The 19,733-nt window shown below is 36.9% G+C and carries 16 protein-coding genes; 3 read left to right on the top strand and 13 right to left on the bottom strand.

Annotated elements, in window-relative coordinates; genetic code table 11:
- Positions 1-13: 13 nt before the first annotated feature.
- Positions 14-1,285, bottom strand: a complete 1,272-nt coding sequence (locus tag NLW78_RS02190) for an L-lactate MFS transporter (protein WP_254494939.1) — start codon at positions 1,283-1,285, stop codon at positions 14-16.
- A gap of 401 nt (positions 1,286-1,686) precedes the next feature.
- Between NLW78_RS02190 and fdhD the strand changes: the two genes are divergently transcribed.
- Together fdhD and moaA are read left to right on the top strand one after the other, a co-directional pair.
- Positions 1,687-2,478, top strand: a complete 792-nt coding sequence (gene fdhD, locus NLW78_RS02185; RefSeq protein ID WP_254494937.1) for a formate dehydrogenase accessory sulfurtransferase FdhD — start codon at positions 1,687-1,689, stop codon at positions 2,476-2,478.
- A gap of 55 nt (positions 2,479-2,533) precedes the next feature.
- Positions 2,534-3,547, top strand: coding sequence for a GTP 3',8-cyclase MoaA (moaA, locus tag NLW78_RS02180; protein WP_254494929.1), 1,014 nt, complete (start codon positions 2,534-2,536; stop codon positions 3,545-3,547).
- Between the two features lie 89 nt (positions 3,548-3,636).
- Here the strand turns inward: moaA and ald are convergent, their stop codons facing one another.
- The 12 genes from ald to NLW78_RS02120 form a co-directional block, all read right to left on the bottom strand.
- Positions 3,637-4,758, bottom strand: coding sequence for an alanine dehydrogenase (gene ald, locus NLW78_RS02175; protein ID WP_254494927.1), 1,122 nt, complete (start codon positions 4,756-4,758; stop codon positions 3,637-3,639).
- Positions 4,759-4,860: 102 nt separating this feature from the next.
- Positions 4,861-6,207 carry an aspartate aminotransferase family protein gene (locus NLW78_RS02170; protein ID WP_302328401.1) on the bottom strand — a complete coding sequence of 449 codons (1,347 nt, stop codon included), beginning with the start codon at positions 6,205-6,207 and terminating at the stop codon, positions 4,861-4,863.
- A gap of 43 nt (positions 6,208-6,250) precedes the next feature.
- Positions 6,251-7,714 carry a CoA-acylating methylmalonate-semialdehyde dehydrogenase gene (locus NLW78_RS02165; protein ID WP_254494925.1) on the bottom strand — a complete coding sequence of 488 codons (1,464 nt, stop codon included), beginning with the start codon at positions 7,712-7,714 and terminating at the stop codon, positions 6,251-6,253.
- 187 nt (positions 7,715-7,901) lie between these two features.
- Positions 7,902-8,393, bottom strand: a complete 492-nt coding sequence (locus NLW78_RS02160; protein ID WP_254494918.1) for a hypothetical protein — start codon at positions 8,391-8,393, stop codon at positions 7,902-7,904.
- 5 nt (positions 8,394-8,398) lie between these two features.
- Positions 8,399-9,961 (bottom strand): sodium/proline symporter, encoded by a 1,563-nt coding sequence (locus NLW78_RS02155; RefSeq protein ID WP_254494916.1) that lies wholly within the window; start codon positions 9,959-9,961, stop codon positions 8,399-8,401.
- 1 nt (position 9,962) lies between these two features.
- Entirely contained in the window at positions 9,963-10,115 is a 153-nt protein-coding gene (locus tag NLW78_RS02150) for a hypothetical protein (RefSeq protein WP_254494914.1), read from the bottom strand.
- Positions 10,116-10,340: 225 nt separating this feature from the next.
- Entirely contained in the window at positions 10,341-11,972 is a 1,632-nt protein-coding gene (locus NLW78_RS02145) for a PucR family transcriptional regulator (RefSeq protein ID WP_254494912.1), read from the bottom strand.
- A gap of 295 nt (positions 11,973-12,267) precedes the next feature.
- Positions 12,268-13,329, bottom strand: coding sequence for a C45 family autoproteolytic acyltransferase/hydrolase (locus tag NLW78_RS02140; protein WP_254494910.1), 1,062 nt, complete (start codon positions 13,327-13,329; stop codon positions 12,268-12,270).
- A 260-nt stretch (positions 13,330-13,589) separates the two neighbouring features.
- Positions 13,590-14,585, bottom strand: coding sequence for a zinc-dependent alcohol dehydrogenase family protein (locus NLW78_RS02135; protein WP_254494907.1), 996 nt, complete (start codon positions 14,583-14,585; stop codon positions 13,590-13,592).
- 269 nt (positions 14,586-14,854) lie between these two features.
- Positions 14,855-16,084, bottom strand: a complete 1,230-nt coding sequence (locus NLW78_RS02130) for an MFS transporter (RefSeq protein WP_254494905.1) — start codon at positions 16,082-16,084, stop codon at positions 14,855-14,857.
- A gap of 162 nt (positions 16,085-16,246) precedes the next feature.
- The gene (locus tag NLW78_RS02125) at positions 16,247-16,939 is read right to left on the bottom strand and encodes a response regulator (RefSeq protein WP_254494904.1); all 693 of its coding nucleotides are present in this window, start codon (positions 16,937-16,939) and stop codon (positions 16,247-16,249) included.
- Positions 16,926-18,533 carry an ATP-binding protein gene (locus NLW78_RS02120; protein ID WP_302328437.1) on the bottom strand — a complete coding sequence of 536 codons (1,608 nt, stop codon included), beginning with the start codon at positions 18,531-18,533 and terminating at the stop codon, positions 16,926-16,928. Before NLW78_RS02120 ends, NLW78_RS02125 begins: the two co-directional genes overlap by 14 nt.
- A gap of 118 nt (positions 18,534-18,651) precedes the next feature.
- Between NLW78_RS02120 and NLW78_RS02115 the strand changes: the two genes are divergently transcribed.
- Complete coding sequence (locus NLW78_RS02115) at positions 18,652-19,710, top strand: DctP family TRAP transporter solute-binding subunit (protein WP_254494900.1); 1,059 nt, start codon at positions 18,652-18,654, stop codon at positions 19,708-19,710.
- Positions 19,711-19,733: the final 23 nt, after the last annotated feature.

Below are 19,733 nucleotides of genomic sequence, written 5' to 3'. Positions count from 1 at the left end.
TTGAGAAAAGTTTTTAGCTTGCTAACGTATTCGTTTGGTTCTGTGCTTCTTTTTGGGCGCGAAGTTTTGCAATATCTTTCTTCGTTAAAATTGAGATAATTAAAGCAACGACAAACAATCCTGCAAAGAATGTCAGACTTGCTTGATAACTACCTGTTGTATCTTTCATCCAAGCGGCAAACATTGGACCAGCTAAGCCAGCAGCAGCCCATGCTGTTAAAATGTAACCGTGAATGGCACCGAGCTGTTTAGTACCAAATACGTCACCGATAAATGCTGGAATTGATGCGAATCCACCACCGTAACAAGCATATACTAGTACAGAAAAGATACTAAACATTACTTGACTTGTTACACTTGGTAACAAGAAGAAGATTGGTATTTGAATAAGGAAGAAAATCATGTACGTATTCGCACGACCTAGGTAATCAGAAGCACTTGCCCATATAATCCGACCTAGTCCGTTAGCAATTCCTAATGCACCAACTAAAGCAGCTGCTTCTGTTGTAGTAATTCCAATACTTTCAACTGCTAATGGCTTCATTGCAGAAATAATGGCAATTCCACATGTTACGTTAATAAAGAGCATAAGCCATAAGAAGTAGAAGCGTTTCGTTTTAATCGATTCATTTGCTGTTAATTGCGCTAAATCTTCCTTAATCTTCTTCTGACCAGAAGCGACTTTTTCTTTGAAGCCTGCAGGAGCCCAATCAGCAGGTGGTTTTTCAAGATAAAGTGAAGAAGCCGTCATTATGACAAAATATGAAACACCTAAAATGAAAAATGTATTCGCAGTACCTACAGAAGAAATTAACGAATCCATGATAGGACTACTAATTGCAGCAGCAAAACCAAATCCCATAATCGCTAATCCAGTTGCTAAACCACGACGGTCTGGGAACCATTTTACTAACGTAGATACTGGCGCTATGTATCCTACACCTAAACCAATTCCGCCAAGAACTCCATAAAAAATGTATAATAGTGGTAATGAAGACATATTGACTGCAAGACCAGATCCGAAGATACCTACTCCAAAGAATGAAGCTGCTAATAATCCAGCTTTTCTAGGACCATATTTTTCTACAAAATGACCTAGGAACGCAGCAGATAATCCTAAAAATAAAATCGCCAAACTAAATGTTAATTGCACTTGCTGTGAACTCCATCCAAACTCTTCCATCAATGGTGTTGTAAAATTACTCCACGCATAGACTGATCCTATTGAAATATGAATTCCAACAGCTGATGCGGCAATGAGCCATCTGTTTTTCACTTTTTGCATTCTGTTACACATCCCTTTTTTGTCTTTTTCCATCAAAAAACCGTTAACCCTCCAAATATGAACGCAAATATTGCATTCATTTAAATTCTGGAAGATTAACGGTTAGTAAACAGCAGGATTCGCTACTATCGGCCCAACAGTTAAAATCTCGTTTATAAAAATTAGTAAGAAATTTGACCGATGACAGGATCGCTATCTCGTATCAAATTGTTACATCTTTGTGAATCCTTCAAAATAATAGCACGAAAACGTTTAACCTTTCAACAACTTTTTCGACAAAATATTGTTTTTTTTGAGGGGCTATTGGGAAAGTGTGACACTTGTGTTATGAATGATATTATGGTTATATGTGTAATTGATTAGATTAATATCTTTTAATATTTAAAAGTGGGTGTGATACTATGGTACAAAATATGAGTAATAAAAAATCTATAGTGAAATATCATAATAGGAATTTCCATAATGTAGAGGATGAAATTGTTACTGAATTCCCAATTACGATACACATTAATGGTGAAGAATTTGCAACAATGGTTTGCACCCCGACTCATCTGGAAGAACTGATTATTGGATTCCTGGCCTCTGAAGGTGTTATCTTTTTCAAAGACGAAATCACAGACCTGAACATCGATGTAAGTGCAGGGTTTGCCTACGTTACACTAAAATCTAATGTTAACATAAACCAGCAACATTCAAAGCGCTTCATTGGTTCTTGTTGTGGTAAAAGTAGACAGTTTTATTTGCAAAGTGATGTACGAACAGCGAAAACTTCAATGGCGAAAACAACATTAGAAGCTGAACAGTGCATAAACCTTATGAACATGATGCAAGAAAACAGTGTAGTTTTTAAAAATACTGGCGGTGTTCACAATGCTGCCTTATGTAATCCATCTGAAATCATTGTTGATCGAACAGACATTGGCAGACATAATGCATTAGATAAATTATATGGACATAGTATTTTAAACAAAATACCCGTACGGGATAAAATCATTGTTTTTAGTGGTAGGATCTCTTCCGAAGTTCTCCTAAAAGCATCAAAAATTGGTGTCGGAATTGTTCTGTCGAAATCAGCTCCAACAGATTTAGCTATCCAACTGGCAGATGAATTAAACATCACGACAGTAGGTTTTATTCGGGGGCAATCCTTTAATATCTATTCACATCCTGAGAGAATAAAGAATACGAAGTAATTTGTATGTTTAATAGAAAACAAATATCATTCAAAATTGAAAGGGGGAGAACAACATGAATCAGTCTGTATATGACGCTTTGAAGCGTCCTTTAAGAGATTTGCGGATTTCAGTTACGGACAAATGTAATTTTAGGTGTACTTATTGTATGCCTGCCGAGATCTTCGGACCTGATTACCAGTTTCTTCCGAAGGAACAATTGCTTTCCTTCGATGAAATTGAGCGTCTTGCTAACATTTTCGTAAAAGATCTTGGTGTACAAAAAATACGCATTACTGGTGGCGAGCCGTTAATGCGTCGAGATTTACCTATATTAATACAAAAATTACGTAATATTGATGGCTTAGAAGATATTGCGATGACGACAAATGCTTCTCTCTTACCAAAATACGCTAAAGACCTAAAAGAAGCTGGACTCGACCGCGTATCAGTTAGCCTTGATTCCTTGAACGACGAGGTCTTTGGCAAAATTAATGGCCGTGGTGTTACTGTTCAAAAAGTATTGGATGGCATTGATGCTGCTTCTAATGCTGGACTAGGAGTAAAAATTAATATGGTAGTAAAAAAAGGTATGAACGACCATGAAGTGATTCCTATGGCGAAATTCTTCCGGGAAAAAGGACATATCTTACGTTTTATTGAGTATATGGATGTAGGAAACTCTAACAATTGGAAATACGATGAAGTATATACGAAAAAGCAAATTTTAGAAGATATCCATAAAGTTATGCCGATTGAGCCAATTGAACCAAACTATACAGGAGAAGTCGCAACGAGATACCGTTATATCGGAACTAAAGAAGAGATTGGTGTCATTTCTTCTGTTTCAGATGCGTTTTGCTCCACATGTAATCGTGCACGTGTTTCTGCTGAAGGAAAACTATTTACCTGCCTATTTGCGTCAAATGGGCATGATCTAAGATCGTTAGTTCGCTCTGATCGAAACGACACTCAATTAGCTGATGAAGTAGTAGGGATTTGGCGAGGACGTCGTGACCGCTACTCTGAAGAACGAGGAAGCAAATCAGTCAATAGAAAGAAAGTTGAGATGTCCCACATTGGCGGATAACGTAAAAAAGTCGACCTTTTTTAAAAGGTCGACTTTTTTTAAAAAATGATAAACGTGATTTTCTTTCTTCATATAGAATTACATTATATTCAGGCATATTCCAACGATAATGCGTCCACTTGCTTATAATCTATCCCATGGGCATTGGCTACTGCTTTATAAGTTACATACCCATCGATAGTATTAAGCCCCTTCAATAACGCTTGATCATCGGTAATTGCTTTTTTATAACCGTTGGCAATCTTAAGTGCATAAGGTACACTTACATTCGTTAAGCCAATAGTTGATGTGCGAGGGACTGCCCCTGGCATATTAGCAACAGCATAATGTACAACACCATGTTTTTCATAAGTAGGGTTATCATGAGTCGTAATATGATCGACCGTTTCAAAAATTCCACCTTGATCAATTGCAACGTCCACAATAACGGACCCTGGATTCATATCCTTAACCATATACTCCTTTACAAGCTTTGGGGCTTTTGCTCCTGGAATGAGCACTGCTCCAATAACTAAATCGGACTCAGCAATTGCCTCACCTATGTTATGGTGATTTGACATGACTGTGTTCACTTGACCGCCAAATAGATCGTCAAGTTCACGCAGTCGTCCAGGATTTAAATCGAGAATGGTTACCTCCGCTCCTAAGCCAATTGCAATTTTGGCAGCATTTGTTCCAACTACACCACCACCAATGATGGAAACTTTTCCTCGTTTAACTCCGGGAATACCGCCTAACAAAATCCCCTTGCCACCTTTTGGCCGTTCGAGAAATTGAGCCCCAATTTGGGTAGCCATTCTTCCGGCAACTTCACTCATTGGTGTTAGTAGTGGAAGTGTCCCATTTTGTTGCTGAATCGTTTCATACGCAATACTCGTAACCTTTTTCTCAATTAGCGCTTTTGTTAATGCAGGTTCAGCTGCTAAATGTAAATAAGTAAATAAAATAAGTCCTTCACGGAAATAATGATATTCTTCTTGCAGTGGCTCTTTCACTTTCATAACCATATCTGCTTCCCATGTTTCTACTGCATTTGCAGTAATTTGTGCGCCTGCTAATTTGTATTCCGAGTCCGTAAAGCCTGATCCTAGACCAGCACCTGTTTCAATTAAAAGCTCATGGCCTGCTTTTGTTAACGTATTGACACCCGATGGTGATATCGCAACCCGATTTTCATTATTCTTTATCTCACGAGGTACCCCAATTCTCATAAAGTTAGCCTCCCATCTTAAATTCGACTCTTTCAGAACTACGAAACAATTACAGTAAAAAGTGGTACCGGCTCCAGCTTGAGTCCGGTACCTTTTCGGTCATCATATCTGCCAAATGGCTTCTTTTAAAGTATGAACAAGAAATTCAAAGTCTTCATCCGTTAAGTTGAGTGGTGGGCTTAGCGTTAAAATATTATTGTAGCCATCGACCGTATCACCATTTTTACCGATAATAAGGCCACGTTCTTTGCAAGCACCAATTACTTTGTTAACTTTATCTGTACTTGCTGGCTTTTTACTCTTCTTATCCTCTACGAGTTCAATTCCTAGCAACAGCCCCTTGCAACGTACATCCCCTACATTTGGATGGTCATATAACTCTAGTGTTTCCTGTCGCAATCTTTCTCCTAATATAGCTGACCGTTCTACGAGTTTTTCTTCTTCAAGGATTTCCAGGTTTTTAAGAGCTACAGCACAGGAAGCAGGACTGCCTCCAAAGGTATTCACGTGACGGAAATGATCATATTCTTCTGTCCCTTTAAACGCATCAAATAAATCTCTTCTTACAGCGGTGACTGATAACGGAAGATATGCACTTGTAATCCCTTTTGCCATTGTAATAATATCCGGTTTAATGTCGTAATGCATAAAGCCAAAAGGCTTACCCGTTCTTCCAAACCCATTAATTACCTCATCAATAATCAGAAGTGCGCCATGTTCATCACATATTTTCCTTACTTCTTTTAAATAGTTATCATGTGGAACGAGCACGCCACCACCAGTAATGATTGGTTCCATGATAACACCGGCAATTGTTTCGTCTAGTTCCCATCTCATAACCCGATCGATTTCTTTTGCGCTTTGCGTACAACATAGACCATTTGTATGATCAAAGTCGCTCCGGTAACAATCAGGAGGTGCTACATGTAAAAAGCCTTGACCTAATGGTTCATACTTATATTTTCTTTGTGCTTGCCCTGTTGCAGCAAGTGCTCCCATCGAATTGCCATGGTATGCACGGTAACGAGAGATGAATTTATAGCGATCTGGATTTCCCGTCTGGCGGTGATATTGACGAGCAATTTTGAATGCGGTTTCGTTTGCTTCCGACCCACTGTTTGAAAAATAAAAGATGTAATCATCACCAAGCCATTCATTTAGCTTTTCCCCTAATTCAATAGCAGGCAAATGGCTGTGAGTTAACGGATAGAATGGCATCCGTTTTAATTGCTGATAGGAGGCTTCAGCTAATTCCGTGCGACCATAACCTGCATTTACACACCACAGTCCTGCCATACCATCTAAATAACGATTTCCTTCACTATCAGTAATCCATGCACCATCAGCATTTGTAACGACCATCGTTTTACTTGGTTCATACTTGCGCATCGAATGCCAAATATTTTCAGCATCAGCTTTTAATAGATCTTTCGTATCTTTAACAGCCAAACCCTTCACCCCTTTCACTTGAGTACATTTTGATTTAGCCTATTTAAAATCTAGAAGTGATCATTTTCTTACGTGTATAAAACTGTACACCGTCTTTTCCATTAGCATGCAAGTCCCCGAAGAAGGAATTTTTCGAACCAGAGAATGGGAAAAATGCCATTGGTGCAGGGACCCCAATATTTACCCCCAACATACCTGGTTCTGCATCTTCACGGAACTGACGAACAGCTTTCGCATCATTTGTATAAAGTGTTGCTGAATTACCAAATCTGGATTTGTTAATAATCTCTAACGCACCATCAAGATCATCAGCTCTTAAAATACTTAATACAGGAGCAAATATTTCGTCCTTCGCTATCGTCATATCTGGTGTCACATGATCAAAAATCGTGGCACCTAAAAAGTAGCCATGATCAAACTGGTCACTTTCTTTTCTACCGTCACGAATTAGTTCGGCACCTTCCTCTAACCCTTTGTCAATATATTTCAATGCCTTATTTCGATTAGCTTCGCGAATAACAGGCGTTAAAATTACATCATCGTCGAAACCATTTCCTATCTTCACTTCATCTACGCGTTCCTTAAATTCTTTAACAAATTTGTCTCCTTCATCGCCTACGACAACAACTGCACTACATGCCATACAGCGCTGTCCAGCACTTCCGAAAGTAGAGTTTATGATGTTTTGGAAAGCTGTTTCTTTATCTGCATCTGGCATTACGATATGATGGTTTTTCGCCCCAGCTAGAGCTTGAACTCGTTTTCCATTTTTCGCCGCCTTTTCATATACATATTTTGCAACCGGTTCTGAACCGACGAATGAGATTGCCTTTACATCTTCATGGTCCAATAGTCCATTCACAACATCATGTGCACCATGAACAACATTGAATACACCATCAGGAAGACCAGCTTCTGAAAATAGCTCTGCTAATCTATTAGCTAATAACGGTGTTTGTTCAGATGGTTTGAGAACAAATGTATTACCGCAAGCAATTGCTAACGGGAACATCCAACAAGGGACCATCATTGGAAAGTTGAATGGTGAAATGCCACCGACTACCCCTAATGGGTAACGGAACATTTGTGAATCAATATCAGTTGCTATTGTAGATAAGTTATCACCCATCATATGACTCGGTGCGCCTGCAGCAAATTCAACACATTCAATCCCACGAAGTACTTCTCCATATGCCTCTTTATAACTTTTTCCATTTTCTTGTGTAACTAATTTAGCTAACGACTCATGATTTTCTGTTAAAAGCTGATGATATTTAAATAAGATACGTGCTCGCTTAGGAACAGGTGTCTTCTTCCATGATTTAAATGCTTCCTTAGAAGTGGCCACAGCCTGATCAAGATCAGCAAAAGTTGATATTGGAACACGAGCAAGCGTTTCCCCTGTAGCTGGATTCATTACTTCCTGATACTGATCTGTACTTGAATCAACCCATTTTCCATTAATAAAGTTTTTTAATGTCACCGTGTTCTGTTTTGCTATTGTCATGTAACAAAACCTCCTCAATTTGTCTTCAAAAGTTGGCACTTTGTAAATTCATTTCTAGTTTATCCCTTCATCACAACATCTTCATTAGACATAAAGTAAAACGTTTAGCTCTATTTGTATCACCTTTGTAAAATTGGATTGTTCCTTTCATAGCAAACATAAATCCGATGCCCTTAATAGCGATAATTTACAAAGGGTGATACTTTCCAGAAATAGCATCAATGGCAAGGGAAAATGATCTATCACTCGTTTTGCTAGATGCGATCCAATATGGTCTGTAAAAAAGTTCTTGTTTCGTTAATTGCATCTCTGGCATTTGTAAAATCTTCATCTTCAACGAAATGGAGCGATAAATATACTTTTCCGCCTCTTTTTGGGCAGTTATTACATCTAACTTACTAGATATTAATTCATCCTCTGAAGCCTCATATCTGTTAAATTGAGGTGTTGCATCGATTAATGCACCTGTTCCTGAAAGCGAATCGATTGTACACCCTATGTTCCCATTCCTGTTCATAAATCTTAAAAATTTATGTTGTTTAACCGAGTATTCAAAAAAGTAATAAGGATAATACACTAGACGGTCTACTTGAAAGGATATCTTCGGATCTAACTGATCTAAAAGTGTTTTTATTTCTTTTTTTTGAAATTCAATTTTGTTAGTGATGATTGTTTTCATTTTTATTACCCTCTAACTGGTTGATGATTGTGTATAAAATCTGAGATGTTTGAAGCCTCTGGCCCAATATCACGGGATACGTTTTTATCAATTGAATTTGGTATTCTACGTATTCCTTTCGCTTCATCAAAAGCGTTTAAAATACGTTGAGATGGTGATCTACCAAAATAATTGCCAATGACCATTCCGAGGATTGAGATAATCAGTCCTGCCAAAAATGGGTGAATGGCAGTGAAATTTTGCAGTTCTGCTGACGTCCAAATGATATTCGTCAAGCCACCACCAATCATTGCACATAGAACCCCTACTTTATTAGATTTTTTCGAGTACACAGACGCTACGTACGGTACCATAAAACTATTACCGAGCACTCCAAACGCAAAGATGACGAGTGCAAAAACTGTAGGTGGTTGGTAAATAGCGACAATTACTCCTATAACACCTGCAGCTAAAATACATAATCTTGAAACGAGAACCATTTTGTTTTGGCTGGCATTTTTGTTAATAAACGGTTGGTATATATCACGAGATAAAATTGTGCCTGCTTGCATTAAAATTGAATCAGATGTTGACATGATTGCTGCCATTACAGCCGACAGTAAGATGGCTGCGATAATTCCGGGGAAAAATTGATAAGCCAAAGTTGGAATAACCATTTCAGGGTCTGATAGGTTAGGCAACAAAATAATGGCCATGAAACCTAACAAGTACGGAGCAAATACAAACAATTGGTTCCAAGTAGCAGCATATAATATAGCGCTTTTAACCGTTTTTGTACTTTTCATAGACATATGCCGAACAACTACGTGTGGAAGACCCATATAGCCGATAGAATAAATTAGAACTGCTCCTAACACTACGCCCCACTGTCCTATGTAAGCTAAATCTTTACCCCAAATACTTAAGTAAGATGGGTCAATTTCAGCCAGTTGTGCATTTAATCCAGAAAGACCACCAATTTGCGTAAAACCTAAAACAGCAATAGCTAGAACACCTACAACCATAATGATGCCTTGAATAAAGTCCGTCCATATAACCGCTAAATAGCCACCGGTAACGGTATAGGCGATAATAACTCCTACCCCAATAATGAGTGCCCATGCGTAAGGTAAACCGGTTAACGATTCTAACGCTTTACCAGAAGCGATAAACTGTGCGAATACATAAGCAAACAAAAAGATAATGGATATAATCGATCCAACAACACGAACAGCCGAACTTTCATAGCGTTTCGCTAAATATTCTATTGGGGAAAGTGCTCCTAAGAGTTCGGACATCCTTCTCATTCTTCTTCCTAAAACAGATAGGTTTACAATTCCTCCACCTGCATCACCGAATGCATACCAAAGTGCGTACCAACCTTGTTGAAAGGCTAAAGCAGGTCCACCCATAAACATGTAACCACTCATTGATGTACTCTGCATCGTTAATGCGGTAACTGCAGGACCAACATTTCTCCCACCAAGCAGGTAATGATCTACCGATTTCGCTGCTTTTCTTGAAAAATATAAACCTACCAGTAACAGGAAAAATAAATATACTAAAAAAACAATTGCATCAGATTTCATATTACTCATCTCCTTTCTCAACTTTTGCTGAAGCTACTGCCTCTTCCCATTCATCTTGTTTTTTGAGCCTAAAATACATAATTAAAGCATATGCGAGCCATATGAACGGCCAAGGGAAGAACCACCATACTGTTTCTAACGGAAGGTTAAACATGTTCAAACTCCCTTCTAATAGATTTTCCGACACAATGAATACGCTTACAAACTTTGATGACAAATGTGAATATTTTGTGTCAATTTAAGTATGAGGCATGAAAGCCTTTGAAATCATTAGACTAATTGTTAAGACATTACAACCTATCTTTTTACAAGGTGACAAATATAAAAATGTGAATAAAAACACTAACGATCTTTCTGTTAGTGTTTCAAGGGACCAATATTATGATGAGTCTTTGCGATGGTCTTTGATGAATTTATGAGCATACAACGCTACTTCAATGGCTAATCTTTTTTCCGGATCCATAAAATCTGACCCGAGAAGTTCTTTTAATTTTTCCAGCCGATGATACAACGTTTGTCTAACAATAAAGAGCTTTTTTGCGGCCTCTTTTTTTGAACCGTTTACATCCAATAAAACTTTCAAGGTCTCCAATAATGCTCCATTTGTTTTTTGGTCTTGAGAAATAACAACTTCTAAGTATTCGTCTACAAAATCTTTCAAATTCTCTTGCTTACTTAAGAGAGAAATTAATCGATAGATGTGAAGTTCCTCATAGAATGGTTGATTGATGTTTTTTACTTTCCGTTGAATTTGTAATGCTTCCTTTGCCATGACATAACTTTCATGAACATGATCTAATTTTGTCAACAATTTTCCCACCGAAAATTTTGGAGGCACACTCATAAAATCAATCCGTTCTGTATTTTTCACTTGATTAAGGGCCTGTGATATTCGTTGTTTCCAATCCTTTTCATTTCGTTTATTTATTAAAATAAAGATAAATTGATTGGCTTCAAACAATATAAGTGGGTAGAATCCTTGTTGTTCAAATATGGACCGAAAAACAGCGAAGTAATATGTCATGTTCTCCTCGTCTACTCGGTTGAAAAACGTACAAATTGAGACACAAACACCATTTGGTTTTACCGAAGGCTTTAAAGAGTCAAGGAAATCGTTTATATCTTCCAGTTGAAGTTTGCCCTCAAGCCATTCTTTTGCCCATTGATTTTCTTGACCTTTTTTCTTTTCTTCGACATATAAAACACGTAGAAGATCTTGTGATAATGCAGTAGCGCAGCGATCCAATACGAGTAAGTCAAATTCTGTTAAAGCGCTATCATTTGCGATAATAAACAAATTAGCGAATGTATGGCCCATTGCTTGTACTTGTTGATGAGCGATGTTTGAATAATTGGATTCTAACGTGCTGTCGACTGTGTAGTTAGAAATGTAGGGGTCAATGTCTTTCAGTAGTAATTCCTTTTTATCATTTGATGTATCTGGAAAAAATAAAATTCCATTTTCTGAGTTGGGGACATATACGACTTGTAAGTGTAAAGTTTGATGCAAAAAACGTAACACACGTTTAAAAGCGTCGGGAAGCAGTAATATTTGATTTAACTTACTAGATATTTCTTCGAGGTCAGTTAACATTTTGTAATGGTTGTTCATAATGATTGAGTTTAGCTCTTGACTAATGTCAATAAACCGCACTTCTGTCGGGAAGATAATGAGTGGAAAATTGTTCTGATTGGCTAGTTGTATCATCTCCTCAGGGATGAATGATGTGTACTTTCCTAATTCGATACATAGACCCGCTGCTCTTTTATCGATTAACTGTTTAAGAAATGATAAGCTTGTTTGCCTTTTCTCCTGCCAACCTACCCCAGTTGACAATATCAGCTCGTTGCCATTTAAAAGCTTACCAATTTCAGTAACCTCCATAATATGGACCCATTTAATCGTTTGATGAAGTCCTCTTTTACCTGCAACTACTTCTGCCTCTTTAAATAACGGATTTGATAACACATCTGCTACTGTATACTTCTTAAGGGAAATTGTTCTCCCCAATACCGATCCCCCCGTTCTTACATAAATTATGAAGTTGCATTTTTCTCTAATAATCTCTCATTACTATGTACGAGATTAGGACATTATGTCCAAAAATAACCTACTTATCACAGTTCTCATTTTACCTTTGCCTTTTATTTGTGTCTATGCAAAAAAGTGTAATCTACTATATTATCCTACTTCAGCTCAATAGATTAAGTCTAAGTACCTATATAGTGTCAGGATCAACGATTGTATTCTGCTACAGTTACATAATCCTCGTATAAAAACATACTCATACACTTTCGGACTGCTTTTATCTATACCAATCTGCCTTTTCCATATTGACAAAAGGAATATCCGTATCAATATTCCCTTCAATTCTCTCCATCCTGTAGTCAAGTCCCTTTAACCAGCTGGAGAAATTTAATTTTGTTGGTTTCTGATCACCACCAAGGGAAATCCATGCTTCCATGTCATTTGGAAAATATGCGGACGTATGAATCGTACCTGCCCAGCTACCATACAATTTAGAGAATACACCAGCATTTGTGTCATTAAAAAGACGGAAGGCTTCACTTCCACCTAAGCTGTTTACTTGATGTTCCTCAATAATTTCTAACCGTTTCTTTGAATCATTTAAAATATGGCGATTCTCCTCTGTTAAAATCTCAAAATGATTTGTACAAGAATACCCTTCCCGTACCTCTACCCTACGAGGCGAAGTTTCTACTATGTACGGTGTCTCTTTACGTCGATCAAATAATACGTAACTAAAAGATCCACGATGAGGAATCTCTTTCAGCAGGTTAACGGCCTCCTCAGTATTAGCACATCGTTCCAAAATCATCCTTCCAATCATGTGACAAATAAACCCACTTCCTGGACGTTTTCGATTCATGAAAGTATACCCAATCATAAGCCCTTTTTCGTTCATCCCATCACATCTACCTGTAATTTTCTGACTTAAACCAATCGTTGAGAACCCACCATCACTAGGTTCAAACACCACGTAGCGTCCATCATACGTTTTTGGATGATAATCATAGTTACGAACCATGAAATCTTTCCCTGCAAAAATAGAACAGCCGGATGGGGTGATGTTCACCCGGTACCCACCGAATTCTAGCAGTACCCGTTTCATTGGCCATTGCAACGCAGTTTGCAAGCCTAGTAATTCTTCCCAAATAGATGGAGCAAAACGTTGAAACATTTGCTTTGTTTCTTCGATATCAATCTTAAAGAGGGGCTTTCGAACTTTCCATTGCCTCTCCCGATTTTTTAGTAAGAATGAATTTAGTAGTAATTTTCCCTGGTACACACCAAAATCATAATGTGTGCCGCGAAATTGAATGACATCTGTAAATACTCTTTTCATAATAAACTCCTTCATCTGCACATTACTCTTTAGAATCCGTTCGTATTTATCCCATTTAACCAACATGATCACCTAATTATTGTATACAATAGTTCCTGTTTTTCAAAATTAATATGCAATAGGATTATAGGACAATAATAAGTGGTTGTGTAACATCTACACAGGTTAAAACGATGAGAAAGTTTTCTAGAAATAAATAAAAGAGTAAAAAGAAATGATGCGTCATTTCTTTTTACTCTTAGGCGGCTCGTTTTCTTTAGTTACCACTCATTTGTTAAAACGACTTTTCCGATAGCCTTATTCGTTTCAAGTAAAGCATGCGCTTCAGAAACTTGATCAAAAGTGAAAACTCGTTCATCAACTAATGGTTTAAGTTTGCCTTCCTCTACAAGTTTCGTAACTTCACGTAAAATACTTCCGTGTTCTTGCCTTTTCTCTTCGTTAATAATCTTTAAGAGCATAAATGTAATATGTAAGGATAGTGCCTTAGCATGAAGAGGAGACAAATCATGTGTTGACCGTGCTGCAATCGCTAATACCGTTCCGTATGTGGTGGCTGCTTGAAAAGACTTATCCAGGTTTTCTCCACCGACCGTATCAAACACAATGTCGAATCCTTTCCCTTCTGTATGTTCTTTTACATATTCATCTACTGACTGTTCTTTATAGTTAATGGCTACGTCTGCACCTAAACGTTTGCCAATGCTTAATTTTTCCTCAGAGGAAGCAGTAGTAAATACGTTTGCACCGGCTAATTTTGCTAATTGAATTGCAACATGACCTACTCCACCTGTAGCTGCATGAACGAGAACAGATTGTCCATTTTGAACATTACCACGGTTATAAAGTGACTCCCACGCAGTAATTGTTACCAACGGTAGAGCTGCTGCTTGTGCCATTGATAAATTTTTCGGTTTAAGAGCTAGAAGACGCGCATCTGCAAGCATATAATCTGCTAGGGCACCACCTAATCCTTTAAAACCACCAGCACATCCATAAACCTCATCACCAACCTTGAAATCGGTTACTCCTTCTCCGACTTCTGCCACTACCCCTGCTACATCGCCGTGTAAAACAGCCGGGAACTCTGGTGCAACTGCTGGCACTACACCGCCACGCACCTTTGTGTCAATCGGATTTACACTTGTTGCTTTCACCTTGATTACTACATGTCCTGGCTTCGCTTCAGGCTTGGGAACATCAGTAATCTCAAAAACAGATGGATCTCCAAACTTTTTAATTACTTGTGCTTTCATTATAATCACACCCCTCTCAATATTATTTTACACTAAGTAGCACCAATTTTTAAAATAATGCGAATATTTAGCCGCAGTAGTAAAATACTAGACAGCGATATGATTGTGACATATTAAGGAAGTCAAAAATTTCACTTCCACCACTGAGAAAATAGATGATAAAAACTAACGTAAGCAAAATGTGCTTATTTTCGGTTTAAAGAATATGCTAAATTGTAAAAACCCGGTCTCACAATCACGTTCGTTTGATAGTAAATGCACATGATGATTTATTGTTTTATGTTTTCCGGAACTTCACGATTAAATATCTTAACCTTTCTAATATAAAACAGTATGATTGGGAAAAGTAATAGAACAAGACCGGTTACCCCATACCATGATAATTGTGTCCAGAGAAACCCAGTTGCTGTTCCCCCTGTGGCAACTCCTACATAATAGCTCACTAAATAGAAACTGGAAGCACTACCCTTATGATGTTTTGCTGTTTGACTCACAATTGCCGCTGCCATTGAATGGGCAATGAAAAAACCAAAGCATATTAAACAAAATCCGATTACAATCCAACTCGTCGCCTGAATCAACGTTAAGAAAATAGCGAAGACCATAATATATATTCCTAAAACCAACATTCGAACTAATCCATATTGAGAAGACAACCTTCCTGCGATTGGGGAGCTAATTACACCGAATCCATAAGCAAAATAAATAAAAGAAATCTCTTTCAATGATAAGTAATATGGTTCACCAACTAAATAAAATGGAAGATAAGTCCACAACCCCATAAATACTGTTTGTAAAATAAAACCCGTTAAAAATAACGGGATTAATTCCATGTTCGTTAAATGGAACAACATCCCTTTAAGATCATCTATTATTGCTCGTTTACTATGTACAAAATGCCTCGATTTTTCAATAAGCAAGATAAATAGGACAGTCATACATCCACAAAAGCCACTTAAGATAATAAAGGCGACTTTCCAATCAAAGGTATCTGCTAAATATCCAACTACAACTCTGCCAGCCATACCTCCAAGTGCATTGCTTGCAATATATATAGACACAGATTGTCCAACACTAGCATCGTCAATTTCTTCACTAATGTAGGCAATAGCTGCAGCCGGTAATCCAGCTAAGAAAAAACCTTGGATAAAACGTAGCACTAACAATCCAATAAAATGATCTATTACAGTCATGCTTAATAAACATACTAAGGATCCAACCAATCCAATAATCATAACTTTCACACGACCATAGCGATCAGATAAAAAACCTAAAAGTAATAATCCTATTACCATGGAAACGACTGAGGATGAAAGAAGTAAACTTGATGTTGTAGGAGAAACATGAAATTTTTTTACAAATAACGGAAGCAACGGATGAACAGAATATAGTATTGAAAAAACCGCAAAAGATGCTAGTGCTAACGCTATCGTAATTTTCCAAAATGATTTTTCGGTTGGTTTATAAGGTTCTATAAATCTTCTATCATTTGTTGTCATCTTATCACTACTTATAATTAGTCTTATCGAGTTTATATAGATACTTTTTTAATATACCTAATGATTACAAGAAGATGAACGATTTGGTCATATTTATAATATAGATCTTTTTGGTCTCCACATATGAAATTGAAAAGAAGTCGTTAACCTAAATCTATTAGCTTAATTACGGGCATATTTTTTTACAGGTCTTCCTACACTTCCATACTGGAGATCAATTTTAATCATCCCGTTCTTTTCCAAATAGTCTAAATATCTCCTAGCTGTTACTCTAGCTAAGCCTACTCCTTCTGCAACTTCCTCTGCTGATTTAGCCCCCTCCTGCTGCAACATATAATTAGTAATTTGTTTTAATGTTACATGATTTAAGCCCTTTGGTAAGATTTCTTCTTCTTTTTCCAAATGTGTCTCCTTATCATGAAAAAGACTTTCATCTAAGGCTGATTGCGAAAACTCCTCCTTTTGTTTGAAGGAAGCTCTTTTTATCCGATATTGTTCCAGGGTTTTTTTAATTCGTTCAAAATTAAATGGCTTAATAATATAGTCCTCTATACCGTAATGAAGCATTTTTCTAATCGTTTTCCGATCATTTGCCGCAGTTATCACAATAATGTCCACGTCTACATCCTGAGTACGTATTTCCTTTATTGTAGAAAGACCATCTTGTTTAGGTAAATAAATGTCTAAAATCACGAGATCAGGATTTTTTACTTTAATCTTTTTTATTCCTTCAACACCATTTACTGCTTCTGCAATTACCTTATATCCTGGAACTCTTTCGATAAATTGCCGATTTACTTGTAAAACCATCGGATCATCTTCAACTAAGACTACTTTTACTTCAGTTTCCGACAACTTGAACTGCCTCCTCTATTTTCATTGGAAAGGTAATGATGAAACTTGTGCCTACATCTACTGTTGAAGTTATCTCTATTACCCCATTTCCCTTTTCAATGATTTGTTTTACTAGATTCAACCCAATTCCAGAACCTTGTTCGTCTTTAGTGGAAAAATTCTTTTCAAAAATTTTTTCTATATTCTCATTAGCAATACCGCATCCGTTATCCTCTACTAATATGGAACATATATCATCATCCTGTTCTATGCTAATATATATTTCTTTTTTCTCTCGCTCTACTCTTTCTAGTGCTTGAAAGGCATTTTCTACAAGATTACCTAATATAAGAACAAAATTATGGTGATCTAGCTGCTCCGGCAAATTCATAAGTTGGCTACGTCGGTCTATTTCAACATTTATCCCTAACTCTTTCCCTCTACTCACCTTACTTAACAATAATCCTGAAATACTATTATTTTCTATATTTTCATTTAAAAATTTCGTTAATTGGTCTTGTTCTTCAAAAACTTTAAAAACGTAGCTCAACGCTTGTTTATGATCCCCCAGTTGAATGAGCCCAGCAATCGTATGTAATTTATTAAGGTGCTCATGATTTTGAACTCTTAGCGCATCTACAAACGCCCGTACACCCGTTAATTCTTCAGCCATTTTCCCAACCTCTGTACGATCCTGGAAAAATGCTACAGCTCCAACTGTTTCATCATTCACCTTGATGGGCACACGATTACTAACAAGCAAGGCATCATTTACTTGAACATCCTGATTAAAAACTGCTTCTCCTTTATACATGATTTCTGGTAATAAAGAATCTGGAATAACTTCTGTTATCTTTTTACCAATAACATCCCCTTTTACCGCCAACATCTGTTTAGCCCGGTCATTAAATATCGTAATAATTTCATTGTTGTCAATAGCAATGACACCTTCATGCATTGATTGAAAAGTGGCATTTCTTTCGACTAGCATTCTCACTATTTCATGTGGTTCAAGCTGAAAGGTTTGTTGTTTAATATGTTTAGCTAGCATCCATGAACCGAATATTCCAAATAGTAGAGCAAGAAATACTGTAACCGTAAACATTTTACCAAGACCCAAAATCGCTTCCGTTACTGTAGGCAAAATGTTCCCTGCAATTACAACCCCTATTTGTTCGTTATTTTCATTTAAAATCGGAAAAAACGCCCTAACTGCTGTACCCAATTCTCCCTTTGCCTTTGATGTATAGATATGGGACGCAAATGCCGCCGCTTCATCAGCACCATTTGAAACAGTACCTAGCATTCCATTAACGGGATGTGCATACCTTATTCGATCCATATTTAAAACGGTTATGTAATCTATATTATTAATAACACGAATCTGCTCCACAATAGGATTAACTGTTTTCCAGCCCTCTGGACGCTCAATATTTTGAATTACGTCTGGTAGTTGTGCAACCGTTCTCGCTGTCATCATTGCCCTTATCCCATATTCATCTTCTTTAGTTTTAATATAGTTTCCACTAAGGATGATCCCGGCAATGGTCAATGAAAACAAAACAATACTAAAAGATAGAATGGTAATTTTCCAACGTATTGGTAATATTTGCAATGGCATCGATTGCATTCCTTCCATATTTTAAACATTCATAATAATCCAACATATTATAACACGGAATTATAAATATGATAAAATAATTGGAGCGCATACATAATTGAGGGTGATTGTGTTGAAAAATTATTTGTGGATTGTTGGCTTTGTCTTTATTGGTTTAATTACTGCATTTTATTTCGGATTTCATTTTATCCCCTATAAACAATCAAGCCTTGAGCATGACGATGAACAGATGGGAATAAAAGACCAAATTATTATTAAATTCTCTCATGTAGTTGCCGAGAACACTCCAAAAGGGATAGCTGCACAACGATTTGCACAGTTAGTAGAAGAGAACAGCGACTATAGAATAAAAGTAGAAGTTTATCCAAATGGAATGTTATATTCGGATGAAGATGAGTTAGATGCACTAATTGAAGGAAATGTTCAAATGATATCACCTGCCCATTCCAAACTGGAAAAACTTTCTCCAGACTGGCTTGTTTTGGACATACCTTTTGCCTTTCCAACATATGATGCCGTCTCAGAAGCTTATGAAGGGAAGATTGGTCAAGAGCTATTTTCTATGCTCGAGAAAAAGAATATTAAAGGATTGGGATTCTGGTATAACGGATTCAAGCAAATGACTTCAAATGACCCCCTGATTCATCCTGCTGATTTTAGAGAAAAAGTTTTTAGAATTATGCCAAGCGATGTTATAGAAATGCAGTTTCATGCTTTTGGTGCTGAAGCTGTACCAATCCCTTTTAATAAGACATATCAAAGTCTAGAGAAAGGAGAAATTGATGGACAGGAAAATACTATCTCTAATATATACTCCAAAAAATTTTATGAAGTACAAGAGAATTTAACAATTAGTAATCACGGTTACTTAGGATATGTAGTTTTAATTAATAACGATTTTTGGAAGAGCTTAAGCCCTGATATACAAGCAATCATAAAAGAAGCAATGGAAGAAACATCTGATTGGATGAAAGAACTTGCAAAAACTATAAATGATCAAGAATTGGATAAAATTAAAGAAAATTCAGATATTAACATTCACTATTTAACATTGGAAGAGAAAAATTTATGGTTAGAGGAACTTTCCTCTTTTTATAATTCATTGGACAAAAAGATAAGAAGTGATCTTGTCAATGAAGCGTGGAAAATACATGATAAATATTTAGAGTAGGAGGAGAGTTCTTTAGCTTCTTT

This window comes from Salirhabdus salicampi, from assembly GCF_024259515.1.
Taxonomy (GTDB): domain Bacteria; phylum Bacillota; class Bacilli; order Bacillales; family Alkalibacillaceae; genus Salirhabdus_A; species Salirhabdus_A salicampi.
Note: the sequence above shows the minus strand (reverse complement) of the source record. Positions and strands in the feature narration are given on the sequence as shown.

What these genes read in the sequence shown, in the direction of transcription:
- NLW78_RS02135 (WP_254494907.1), bottom strand. Translation starts at nt 14,585, where the DNA reads ATGAAAGCACAAGTAATTAAAAAGTTTGGAGATCCATCTGTTTTTGAG.
- NLW78_RS02150 (WP_254494914.1), bottom strand. Translation starts at nt 10,115, where the DNA reads ATGTTTAACCTTCCGTTAGAAACAGTATGGTGGTTCTTCCCTTGGCCG.
- NLW78_RS02160 (WP_254494918.1), bottom strand. Translation starts at nt 8,393, where the DNA reads ATGAAAACAATCATCACTAACAAAATTGAATTTCAAAAAAAAGAAATA.
- moaA (WP_254494929.1), top strand. Translation starts at nt 2,534, where the DNA reads ATGAATCAGTCTGTATATGACGCTTTGAAGCGTCCTTTAAGAGATTTG.
- fdhD (WP_254494937.1), top strand. Translation starts at nt 1,687, where the DNA reads ATGGTACAAAATATGAGTAATAAAAAATCTATAGTGAAATATCATAAT.
- NLW78_RS02130 (WP_254494905.1), bottom strand. Translation starts at nt 16,084, where the DNA reads ATGACAACAAATGATAGAAGATTTATAGAACCTTATAAACCAACCGAA.
- NLW78_RS02155 (WP_254494916.1), bottom strand. Translation starts at nt 9,961, where the DNA reads ATGAAATCTGATGCAATTGTTTTTTTAGTATATTTATTTTTCCTGTTA.
- NLW78_RS02190 (WP_254494939.1), bottom strand. Translation starts at nt 1,285, where the DNA reads ATGCAAAAAGTGAAAAACAGATGGCTCATTGCCGCATCAGCTGTTGGA.
- NLW78_RS02140 (WP_254494910.1), bottom strand. Translation starts at nt 13,329, where the DNA reads ATGAAAAGAGTATTTACAGATGTCATTCAATTTCGCGGCACACATTAT.
- NLW78_RS02165 (WP_254494925.1), bottom strand. Translation starts at nt 7,714, where the DNA reads ATGACAATAGCAAAACAGAACACGGTGACATTAAAAAACTTTATTAAT.
- ald (WP_254494927.1), bottom strand. Translation starts at nt 4,758, where the DNA reads ATGAGAATTGGGGTACCTCGTGAGATAAAGAATAATGAAAATCGGGTT.